The 11,059-nt window shown below is 64.2% G+C and carries 9 protein-coding genes and 1 tRNA gene; all 10 read right to left on the bottom strand.

The window, feature by feature from the left end; genetic code table 11:
- On the bottom strand, nucleotides 1–1,677 hold a 1,677-nt coding region (locus AC1D12_RS13010; protein ID WP_477840809.1), incomplete at its 3' end, for a DNA-directed RNA polymerase subunit beta'.
- 17 nt (nucleotides 1,678–1,694) lie between these two features.
- Entirely contained in the window at nucleotides 1,695–5,819 is a 4,125-nt protein-coding gene (rpoB, locus tag AC1D12_RS13005) for a DNA-directed RNA polymerase subunit beta (protein ID WP_477840807.1), read from the bottom strand.
- Nucleotides 5,820–6,130: 311 nt separating this feature from the next.
- Nucleotides 6,131–6,511 (bottom strand): 50S ribosomal protein L7/L12, encoded by a 381-nt coding sequence (rplL, locus tag AC1D12_RS13000; RefSeq protein ID WP_477840803.1) that lies wholly within the window; start codon nucleotides 6,509–6,511, stop codon nucleotides 6,131–6,133.
- A gap of 41 nt (nucleotides 6,512–6,552) precedes the next feature.
- Complete coding sequence (gene rplJ / locus AC1D12_RS12995; protein ID WP_047510976.1) at nucleotides 6,553–7,083, bottom strand: 50S ribosomal protein L10; 531 nt, start codon at nucleotides 7,081–7,083, stop codon at nucleotides 6,553–6,555.
- A gap of 276 nt (nucleotides 7,084–7,359) precedes the next feature.
- Nucleotides 7,360–8,070 carry a 50S ribosomal protein L1 gene (rplA, locus tag AC1D12_RS12990; protein ID WP_047510951.1) on the bottom strand — a complete coding sequence of 237 codons (711 nt, stop codon included), beginning with the start codon at nucleotides 8,068–8,070 and terminating at the stop codon, nucleotides 7,360–7,362.
- A gap of 2 nt (nucleotides 8,071–8,072) precedes the next feature.
- Nucleotides 8,073–8,504 (bottom strand): 50S ribosomal protein L11, encoded by a 432-nt coding sequence (gene rplK / locus AC1D12_RS12985; protein WP_047510949.1) that lies wholly within the window; start codon nucleotides 8,502–8,504, stop codon nucleotides 8,073–8,075.
- 163 nt (nucleotides 8,505–8,667) lie between these two features.
- Nucleotides 8,668–9,267, bottom strand: a complete 600-nt coding sequence (gene nusG, locus AC1D12_RS12980; protein ID WP_052204971.1) for a transcription termination/antitermination protein NusG — start codon at nucleotides 9,265–9,267, stop codon at nucleotides 8,668–8,670.
- 10 nt (nucleotides 9,268–9,277) lie between these two features.
- The gene (gene secE, locus AC1D12_RS12975) at nucleotides 9,278–9,661 is read right to left on the bottom strand and encodes a preprotein translocase subunit SecE (RefSeq protein ID WP_477840801.1); all 384 of its coding nucleotides are present in this window, start codon (nucleotides 9,659–9,661) and stop codon (nucleotides 9,278–9,280) included.
- Nucleotides 9,662–9,772: 111 nt separating this feature from the next.
- A tRNA-Trp gene (locus tag AC1D12_RS12970) sits at nucleotides 9,773–9,848 on the bottom strand.
- Nucleotides 9,849–9,866: 18 nt separating this feature from the next.
- Nucleotides 9,867–11,057 carry an elongation factor Tu gene (tuf, locus tag AC1D12_RS12965; RefSeq protein WP_047585659.1) on the bottom strand — a complete coding sequence of 397 codons (1,191 nt, stop codon included), beginning with the start codon at nucleotides 11,055–11,057 and terminating at the stop codon, nucleotides 9,867–9,869.
- Nucleotides 11,058–11,059 lie beyond the last annotated feature (2 nt).

The following is an 11,059-nucleotide window of genomic DNA, read 5'->3' as shown; positions in this document are numbered from 1 at the left end:
GGTCACCTTGTTCTTCGTCCACTCGGTCAGGCGCACGCTGATCTTCGCGGTGACTTCGACTGCGGCGTTGTCCAGCGCGCGCTGCACTTCGACGACGTCGGAGAAGATGATGCCTTCGCCCTTGCCGTTGATGCGCTCGCGGGTCGCGTAGTACAGGCCCAGCACCACGTCCTGCGACGGCACGATCGACGGTTCGCCGTTGGCCGGGAACAGCACGTTGTTGGAGGCCAGCATCAGCGTGCGGGCTTCCATCTGCGCTTCGATCGACAGCGGCACGTGGACGGCCATCTGGTCACCGTCGAAGTCGGCGTTGAACGCAGCGCACACCAGCGGGTGCAGCTGGATCGCCTTGCCTTCGATCAGCACCGGCTCGAACGCCTGGATGCCCAGGCGGTGCAGCGTCGGCGCGCGGTTCAGCATCACCGGGTGTTCCTTGATGACTTCTTCAAGGATGTCCCACACCACCGGCGTGCCCGATTCCACTTCCTTCTTCGCCGCCTTGATGGTGGTGGCGATGCCCATGGCTTCCAGGCGCGAGAAGATGAACGGCTTGAACAGCTCGAGCGCCATCAGCTTCGGCAGGCCGCACTGGTGCAGCTTCAGCGTCGGGCCGACCACGATGACCGAACGACCCGAGTAGTCGACGCGCTTGCCCAGCAGGTTCTGGCGGAAGCGGCCGCTCTTGCCCTTGATCATGTCGGCCAGCGACTTCAGCGCGCGCTTGTTGGCACCGGTCATCGCCTTGCCGCGACGGCCGTTGTCCAGCAGCGAATCGACCGCTTCCTGCAGCATGCGCTTCTCGTTGCGCACGATGATCTCCGGCGCCTTCAGTTCGAGCAGGCGGGCCAGGCGGTTGTTGCGGTTGATGACGCGACGGTAGAGGTCGTTCAGGTCGGACGTGGCGAAGCGCCCGCCGTCCAGCGGCACCAGCGGACGCAGGTCCGGCGGCAGCACGGGCAGCACGTTCATCACCATCCACTGCGGCTTGATGCCCGACTTCTTGAAGGCTTCCATCACCTTCAGGCGCTTGGAATTCTTCTTGACCTTCAGCTCGGAGCCGGTCATGTCGCCGCGCAGGCGCTCGATCTCGACGTCGAGGTCCATCTCGGCCAGCAGCTTCTGCACGCCTTCGGCGCCCATCAGCGCGACGAACTCGTCGCCGAACTCGGTGCGCTTCGCGTCGTAGTCGTCTTCCGACATGATGCTGAACTTCTTCAGCGGGGTCATGCCGGGGTCGACCACCACGTACGCTTCGAAGTACAGCACGCGCTCGATGTCGCGCAGCGTCATGTCGAGCACCAGGCCCAGGCGCGACGGCAGCGACTTCAGGAACCAGATGTGCGCGCACGGCGCCGCCAGGTCGATGTGGCCCATGCGGTCACGGCGAACCTTGGTCTGCGTCACTTCGACGCCGCACTTCTCGCAGATCACGCCACGGTGCTTCAGGCGCTTGTACTTGCCGCACAGGCACTCGTAGTCCTTGATCGGGCCGAAGATCTTGGCGCAGAACAGGCCATCGCGCTCCGGCTTGAAGGTGCGGTAGTTGATGGTCTCCGGCTTCTTCACTTCGCCGAACGACCACGACCGAATTTTCTCGGGGGAAGCCAGCCCGATCTTGATGGCATCGAAATGCTCATCAGGGGTGAACTGGCGGAACAGATCAAGCAAACCCTTCATGTTCTGTTTCCTTTTCTTTAGTTGCGCTCGAGCTCGATGTCGATACCGAGCGAACGAATTTCCTTGACCAGCACGTTGAACGACTCCGGCATGCCGGCCTCGATCGCGTGCTCACCCTTGACGATGGACTCGTACACCTTGGTGCGGCCGTTCACGTCGTCGGACTTGACGGTCAGCATTTCCTGCAGCACGTAGGACGCGCCGTAGGCTTCCAGGGCCCACACTTCCATTTCGCCGAAGCGCTGGCCACCGAACTGGGCCTTGCCGCCCAGCGGTTGCTGCGTGACCAGCGAGTACGGGCCGGTGGAACGGGCGTGCATCTTGTCGTCGACCAGGTGGTGCAGCTTCAGCACGTGCATGTAGCCGACCGTGACCGGACGCTCGAAAGCGTCGCCGGTGCGTCCGTCGTACAGCGTGGCCTGGGTGCGCGTGGCCGTCAGGCCCTTGACCTTGGCGATCTCGTCCGGGTAGGCCAGCTTCAGCATGCCGCGGATTTCCTCTTCGGCCGCACCGTCGAACACCGGCGTCGCGAACGGCACGCCCTTGCTCAGGTTGCCGGCCATCTCGAGGATCTCGTCGTCGCTCAGGTGGTCCAGGCGCTCGGTCTTGCCGCCCGACTTGTTGTAGAGCTCGTCGAGGAACTTGCGCAGCTCGGCCACCTTGGATTGCGCCTGCAGCATGTCGCCGATGCGCTGGCCGATGCCCTTGCCGGCCCAGCCCAGGTGGACCTCGAGCACCTGCCCGACGTTCATCCGCGACGGCACGCCCAGCGGGTTCAGCACGATGTCGCACGGCGTGCCGTCGGCCATGTGCGGCATGTCCTCGATCGGGTTGATCTTGGACACGACGCCCTTGTTGCCGTGGCGGCCGGCCATCTTGTCGCCGGGTTGCAGGCGGCGCTTGACGGCCAGGTACACCTTCACCATCTTCAGCACGCCGGCCGGCAGCTCGTCGCCCTGCGTGAGCTTCTTGCGCTTCTCTTCGAACGCGAGGTCGAAGCTGTGGCGCGTCTGCTCCAGCGAGTTCTTGATCGACTCGAGCTGGTTGGCGATGTCGTCGTCCGCCGGGCGGATGTCGAACCAGTGGTACTTCTCGACGCTGGCCAGGTAGGCCTTGTCGATGGCGGTGCCCTTGGCGATCTTCTGCGGGCCGCCGTTGGCGATCTTGCCCGACAGCAGCTTCTCGATCCGGTCGAACGCGTCGGCCTCGACGATGCGCAGCTGGTCGTTCAGGTCGAGGCGGTAGCGCTTCAGTTCATCGTCGATGATCTGTTGCGCGCGCTTGTCGCGCTGGATGCCTTCGCGGGTGAAGACCTGCACGTCGATGACGGTGCCGCTGGTGCCCTGGTCGACGCGCAGCGAGGTGTCCTTCACGTCGGAGGCCTTCTCGCCGAAGATCGCGCGCAGCAGCTTCTCTTCCGGCGTCAGCGTGGTCTCGCCCTTCGGCGTGACCTTGCCCACCAGCGTGTCGCCCGGGTTGACCTCGGCGCCCACGTAGACGATGCCCGACTCGTCCAGGCGAGCCAGTTGCTGCTCGCTCAGGTTCGGGATGTCGCGCGTGATTTCTTCCGAGCCCAGCTTGGTGTCGCGCGCCATCACCACCAGTTCCTCGATGTGGATCGAGGTGTAGCGGTCGTCGGCGATCACGCGTTCGCTGATCAGGATCGAGTCTTCGAAGTTGTAGCCGTTCCAGGGCATGAACGCGACCAGCATGTTCTGGCCGAGCGCCAGCTCGCCGATGTCGGTCGAGGCGCCGTCGGCAATGATGTCCTCGGCTTCGACCTTGTCGCCGCGCTTGACGATCGGACGCTGGTGGATGTTCGTGTTCTGGTTCGAACGCTGGTACTTGATCAGGTTGTAGATGTCGACGCCGACTTCACCGGCCACCGTCTCGTTGTCGTTGACGCGGATCACGATGCGGTTGGTGTCGACGTAGTCCACGACACCGCCGCGGCGCGCGGCCACGACCGTGCCCGAGTCCTTCGCGGCGACGCGTTCGACACCGGTACCCACCAGCGCCTTCTCGGGGCGCAGCGTCGGCACGGCCTGGCGCTGCATGTTGGCGCCCATCAGCGCGCGGTTCGCGTCATCGTGCTCGAGGAACGGCACCAGCGAGGCGGCCACCGAGACGATCTGCGTCGGCGCCACGTCCATGTACTGGATGCGCTCCGGCGAGGTCAGGATCGATTCGCCGTTGTCACGCGCGGAGACCAGCTCGTCGATCAGCTTGCCGTCGGCGTCGAGCGAGGCGTTGGCCTGCGCGATCACGTACTTGCCTTCCTCGATGGCCGACAGGTAATCGATCTGCATCGTCACCTTGCCGTCGGCCACGCGACGGTACGGCGTCTCGAGGAAGCCGTACTCGTTGAGCTGGGCGTACAGGGCCAGCGAGTTGATCAGGCCGATGTTCGGRCCTTCMGGCGTYTCRATCGGGCASACGCGGCCGTAGTGGGTCGGGTGCACGTCGCGSACTTCGAAGCCGGCGCGTTCGCGGGTCAGGCCGCCCGGGCCCAGGGCCGAGACGCGACGCTTGTGSGTGATYTCGGMCAGCGGGTTGGTCTGGTCCATGAACTGCGACAGCTGCGACGCACCGAAGAACTCCTTCAGCGCCGCGGAGATCGGCTTGGAGTTGATCAGGTCGTGCGGCATCAGCGCTTCGGTCTCGGCCTGGCCGAGGCGTTCCTTGACGGCCTTCTCGATGYGGGCGAGGCCCGAGCGGTACTGGTTCTCGGCCAGCTCGCCCACGCAGCGCACGCGACGGTTGCCCAGGTGGTCGATGTCATCGACTTCGCCGCGGCCGTTGCGCAGCTCGACGAGGATCTTCACGACGTCGAGGATGTCGTCGTTCGACAGCGTCATCGGGCCTTCCGGCACGTCGCGGCCGACGCGGGCGTTGAACTTCATGCGGCCCACGCGCGACAGGTCGTACGTGTCGGCGTTGTAGAACAGCCGGTTGAAGAGCGCCTCGACGGCGTCTTCGGTCGGCGGCTCGCCGGGGCGCATCATGCGGTAGATCGCGACGCGCGCAGCCAGCTGGTCGGCCGTTTCATCGGCGGCCAGCGTCTGCGAGATGTAGGCGCCTTCGTCCAGCTCGTTGGTGTAGAGGCACTGCATCTCCTTCACACCGGCGCTGCGCAGCTTCTTCAGCAGCGAGTCGGTCAGCTCGTCGTTCGCCTTCGCGATGATCTCGCCGGTGTCCGGGTCGACCATGTTGCGGGCCAGCACGCGGCCGACCAGGAAGTCTTCCGGCACGCTGATGAACTGCGTCTCGCTCTGCTCGATCTGGCGCGTGTGGCGCGCGGTGATGCGCTTGTCCTTCTCGACGACGACGCTGCCGTTCTTGTCGGTGATGTCGAAGCGGGCCACTTCGCCGCGCAGGCGGTCGGCGACGAACTCCATCTGGGCACCGGAGTCCATCAGGCGGAAGTTGTCGAACACGAAGAAGTTCGCGAGGATCGATTCCGGGTTCAGGCCGATGGCCTTCAGCAGGATCGTCACCGGCATCTTGCGGCGGCGGTCGACGCGGAAGTACAGGATGTCCTTCGGGTCGAACTCGAAATCGAGCCAGGAGCCGCGGTACGGAATGATGCGGGCGCTGAACAGCAGCTTGCCCGAGCTGTGGGTCTTGCCCTTGTCGTGCTCGAAGAACACGCCCGGCGAGCGGTGCAGCTGCGAGACGATCACGCGCTCGGTGCCGTTCACGATGAACGAACCGTAGTCGGTCATGAGCGGCACTTCGCCCATGTAGACCTCTTGTTCCTTGATTTCCTTGACCGTCTTCGCCTGCGGCGACTCGCGGTCATAGATGATCATCTGCAGCTTGGCACGCACCGCGGCGGCGTAGGTCAGCCCGCGCTGCTGGCACTCCCGCGTGTCGAACGCGGGCTTGGCCATGTTGWACTCGATGAACTTCATCTCCACGAACCCGTTGTGCGACACGATCGGGAAAGCGGAGAGGAAAGCGGCCTGCAGGCCTTCAGGCTTGCGTTTCTGCGGAGCGACGTCCTTCTGGAGGAAGGCGACGTACGACTCCTTCTGCATCGTCAGCAGATAGGGAACGTTGAGGACACTCTCGCGCTTGCCGAAGCTCTTGCGAATCCGCTTGCGCTCGGTGTAGCTGTAGGGGGTTGCGTGCTGCGCCATATGTGATTTCTCACTCCGTATCGGGGAACAGAGCCGGGCCCAGGCCTGCTCCCGTCGGCGACTGTCTTTCGAACATTGCGTTCGACGCTTGGTGGCTGGCCACTACCAACCGCTGGCGGACAACCCCGGCATTGCACCGGAGTCCGACCAAACCCGTTCTCTGCAGTCGGATCAGAGAACACTTGAAAAGGAGGGGAGGATCGACATTGTCGTCGTTCCCGCCCTTTCAGGTGTCCTCAGGGGGACAAACCCCTGAAGCGCAAAAGGCTGGGGCCGAAAACCGGCACCCAGCCCCGTGCTGACAAGCCGAATTACTTGATTTCGGCCTTGGCGCCAGCTTCGACCAGCTTCTTGACTGCGGCTTCGGCGTCGGCCTTGGGGATGGCTTCCTTGACGGGCTTCGGAGCGCCGTCGACCAGGTCCTTGGCTTCCTTCAGGCCCAGGCCCGTCAGTTCGCGCACGGCCTTGATGACCGACACCTTGTTCGCGCCGGCTTCGAGCAGCACGACGTTGAATTCGGTCTTTTCTTCAACGACAGCAGCAGCAGCGCCGCCGCCACCGCCGCCACCGCCGGTGGCCATGGAAGCGGCGGTCACGCCGAAYTTCTCTTCGATGGMYTTSACCAGKTCGTTGAGTTCSAKSACCGWCATGCTRTCCAGCGMGGTCARRAATGCGTCTTTATCGAATGCCATTTTGGTTCCTAGATATCAGGTAAAGGTTGAGAGGGTCGTCTTCAGGCCGGGACAGCTTCGGCGGCGGGGGCTGCTTCTGCAGCACCTTCGCCACGTTGCTTGGCCAGGGCGGCCAGGACGGCGGCCGTGCGCTGCACCGGTGCCATGAGCAGGCCGGCCAGCTGCGACAGCAGCACTTCCTTGCTGGGAATGCTGGCCAGGGCCTTCACGCCGTCGGCGTTCAGGACCTTGCCGGCGTACGCACCAGCCTTGATGACGAGCTTGTCGTTGCCCTTGGCAAAGTCGGCGATGACTTTGGCCGCGGCAACGGGGTCCTCGGAAAAACCGTAGATCAGCGGGCCGACGAAGCTTTCCGCAGCCACCTCGAACGACGTACCGGCAACGGCACGGCGAGCCAGGGTGTTCTTCAGCACGTGAAGGTACACGCCCTTGTCGCGCGCCTGCTTGCGCAGGGTGTCAAGGTGAGCCACGGTGAGGCCACGGTACTCGGCCAGCGCCAACGTCTGTGAACGCGCGACTTGCGCGGCCACATCCGTCACCACGGCTGCTTTCTCGTTGCGATTGAGACTCAAGGTCTGCTCCTCACACATCGTGTCCGTCCGCATGAAGCATCAGGACACACCACGATTCAGCGACCTCTGCCTTGGAACCAGGGTTCCTTGCCAGTGGGATCGCCATCTGCGCGGGCTTCGGATCGGGTGTCGCCACCGTCTCGTCGATTAAGCGGCCCGGGGGCCACGCCTGCGGTCTTGGATGACCTGGCCCGGCTTTCACCGGACCAGCCCACCAATTCATCGGACCGGCACCAGACTCGTGCCGACCCTCGATTTCTTATCTGTCGGATCGGATCAGGCGGCCACTGCGGACGCGTTGATCGAAGCGACATCGACGCGGGCGCCGACGCCCATCGTCGACGACACCGCCACCTTGCGCAGGTAGATGCCCTTGCTCGATGCCGGCTTGGCCTTGTTCAGGGCCTCGATCAGCGCGCGCAGGTTACCCACCAGCTTGTCGGCGTCGAACGAGCGACGGCCGATGGTGCTGTGGACGATACCGGCCTTGTCGACGCGGAACTGCACCTGGCCGGCCTTCGCGTTCTTCACCGCGGTGGCCACGTCGGGCGTCACGGTGCCGACCTTCGGGTTCGGCATCAGGCCGCGCGGGCCGAGGATCTGGCCCAGCGTACCGACGATCCGCATCGTGTCCGGCGAGGCGATCACGACGTCGAAGTTCAGGTTGCCGGCCTTCACCTGTTCGGCGAGGTCGTCCATGCCGACGATGTCKGCGCCGGCGGCWCGGGCTTCTTCAGCCTTGGCRCCTTGCGCGAACACCGCGACACGCTTGGTCTTGCCGGTGCCGTTGGGCAGCACGACGGCGCCACGAACGACCTGGTCGGACTTCTTGGCGTCGATGCCGAGTTGCACGGCCACATCGATGGATTCATCGAACTTGGCGGTCGCGCATTCCTTGACGATGGCCAGCGCGTTGTCGATGGCGTACAGCTTGGTGCTGTCAACCTTGCCGGCGACGGCCTTTTGGCGTTTGGTCAGCTTGGCCATGCTCAGACTCCTTCAGTGGTCACGCCCATCGAGCGGGCGGTGCCTGCGATCGTGCGAACGGCGGCATCCATGTTGGCTGCCGTCAGATCCTTGACCTTGGTCTTCGCGATCTCTTCGAGCTGGGCACGGGTGATCTTGCCGACCTTGTCGGTGTGCGGCTTGGCCGAGCCCTTGTCGAGCTTGATCGCCTTCTTGATCAGCACGGTCGCCGGGGGCGACTTCATGATGAACGTGAAGGACTTGTCCGCGAACGCGGTGATCACGACCGGCAGCATCAGGCCGGGTTCCAGCCCCTGGGTCTGCGCGTTGAACGCCTTGCAGAACTCCATGATGTTCAGGCCGCGCTGGCCGAGGGCCGGGCCGATCGGGGGCGACGGGTTGGCCTTRCCRGCYGGYACTTGCAGCTTGATGAAGCCGACAATCTTCTTTGCCATGATTTCTCCAGAGAGGCCTGCCTTGGCAGACGGGCCTTGAGTGCCAACGCAAGGGGCTGGTTACCCTTGCTCCTCGTACCGGTGTCTCGTCACCGGCATCAACGGGATGGCCTTTGCAAGTTGCCTTGCCGGGCCGCCATCCGGGCCCGAATTCTTCAGGCCGTCAGACCTTCTCGACCTGCGAGAAGTCGAGCTCGACCGGCGTGGCGCGGCCGAAGATCGTGACCGAGACGCGCACCTTGGACTTGTCGTAGTTGACGTCCTCGATCGCGCCGTTGAAGTCGGTGAACGGGCCTTCCTTGACGCGCACCAGTTCGCCCACTTCCCACTCGACCTTCGGGCGCGGCTTCTCGACGCCTTCCTGCATCTGGGTGACGATCTTCATCACCTCAGCTTCGGAGATCGGCGCCGGGCGGTTCTTCGCACCGCCGACGAAGCCGGTGACCTTGCTGGTGTGCTTCACCAGGTGCCAGGTGTCGTCGGCCATTTCCATCTCGACCAGCACGTAGCCCGGGAAGAAGCGGCGCTCGGTCACGGCCTTCTTGCCGTTCTTCAGCTCGACGACCTCTTCCATCGGCACCAGGATGCGGCCGAACTTGTCCTGCATGCCGGCGCGGTCGATGCGCTCGCGCAGGTTGCGCTCGACGGCCTTCTCCATGCCCGAATAGGCATGCACCACGTACCAGCGCTTGTTGCCGGCCGGCGCCAGGGGCGCGGGCACGGCTTCGGCGGCGGTTTGCTCGTTGGGCTGTTGTTCACTCATCAGGATGTCCTCAACGCTTCCAGCCCAGGATCAGGTCGTACAGCACCCATTCGAGCGTCTTGTCGGTGAACCACAGGAACAGCGCCATCACGACCACGAAGGCGAAGACGTACAGCGTCATCTGGGTCGCTTCCTTGCGGCTCGGCCAGACGACCTTGCGGACTTCGCGCGACGAATCCTGCCCGAAGGCGATCAGCTGCTTGCCGCTTTCGGACGTGAAGAACAGCCCGACGGCAGCCACCAGCAGCAGCACCAGGGCGCCGACGCGCAGCCAGAGATCCTGCTTGCCGAGCGCATAGAACGCCGCCAAGGCCACGATCACCAGCACGCCGGAGGCGGCGAGCTTGGCCTTGTCAGTGCCCGTGGAGACGGTTTCGACTTGTGGATTCGACATTTCGCTCTTCAAAAAACATGTGCCGCTTTTCAGCAGCAAAGCCCGCCGGGACTTTTCGTCGCCGTGCGGGCTGCTTGGGCCACCAATCTCAACCCCACCAACTTCACCGATTGGCAGGGGCAGAGGGAATCGAACCCCCAACCTCTGGTTTTGGAGACCAGCGCTCTGCCAGTTGAGCTATACCCCTGTGGCCTTCAAACGCAAATTACTCGAGGATCTTGGCGACGACGCCGGCGCCGACGGTGCGGCCGCCTTCACGGATGGCGAAGCGCAGGCCTTCTTCCATCGCGATCGGGGCGATCAGCTTCACCGTGATGCTCACGTTGTCGCCAGGCATCACCATTTCCTTGTCCTTCGGCAGCTCCACCGCGCCCGTCACGTCCGTCGTGCGGAAGTAGAACTGCGGCCGGTAGTTGTTGAAGAACGGCGTGTGGCGGCCGCCTTCTTCCTTGCTCAGCACGTACACCTCAGCSGTGAAGTGCGTGTGCGGCTTGATGCTGCCCGGCTTGCACAGCACCTGGCCGCGCTGCACGTCTTCACGCTTCGTGCCGCGCAGCAGGATGCCGACGTTGTCGCCCGCCTGGCCTTGGTCCAGCAGCTTGCGGAACATCTCCACGCCCGTGCAGGTCGTCTTCTGCGTCGCRGCAATGCCCACGATCTCGATTTCTTCGCCGACCTTCACCACGCCGCGCTCGATCCGGCCCGTCACCACCGTGCCGCGACCCGAGATCGAGAACACGTCTTCCACCGGCATCAGGAACGCGCCGTCGATCGCRCGCTCCGGCGTCGGGATGTAGCTGTCCAGCGCATCGGCCAGCTTGAAGATCGCGCCTTCGCCCAGCTCGCCCTTGTCGCCTTCCATCGCCAGCTTCGCGCTGCCGTGGATGATCGGCGTCTTGTCGCCCGGGAAGTCGTACTTGTCCAGCAGTTCGCGAACYTCCATCTCGACGAGCTCCAGCAGCTCGGCGTCATCGACCATGTCGCACTTGTTCATGAACACGATGATGTACGGCACGCCCACCTGGCGGGCCAGCAGGATGTGCTCGCGCGTCTGCGGCATCGGGCCGTCAGCGGCCGACACCACCAGGATCGCGCCGTCCATCTGCGCCGCACCSGTGATCATGTTCTTCACGTAGTCGGCGTGCCCCGGGCAGTCGACGTGTGCGTAGTGGCGGTTCGCCGTCTCGTACTCGACGTGCGCCGTGTTGATCGTGATGCCGCGYGCCTTCTCTTCCGGCGCCGCGTCGATCTGGTCGTACGCCTTSGCTTCACCACCGAACTTCGCCGACAGCACCGTCGTGATCGCCGCCGTCAGCGTCGTCTTGCCATGGTCCACGTGACCGATCGTCCCAACGTTCACGTGCGGCTTGGTCCGCTCGAATTTGCCTTTTGCCATTT

The sequence above is a fragment of the Rhizobacter sp. P1_G5 genome, from assembly GCF_056405435.1.
The sequence above is the reverse complement of the archived record's forward strand: the minus strand, read 5'-3'. Positions and strand labels throughout refer to the sequence as shown.

What these genes read in the sequence shown, in the direction of transcription:
- nusG (WP_052204971.1), bottom strand. Translation starts at nt 9,267, where the DNA reads ATGAGTGAACAACAGCCCAACGAGCAAACCGCCGCCGAAGCCGTGCCC.
- secE (WP_477840801.1), bottom strand. Translation starts at nt 9,661, where the DNA reads ATGTCGAATCCACAAGTCGAAACCGTCTCCACGGGCACTGACAAGGCC.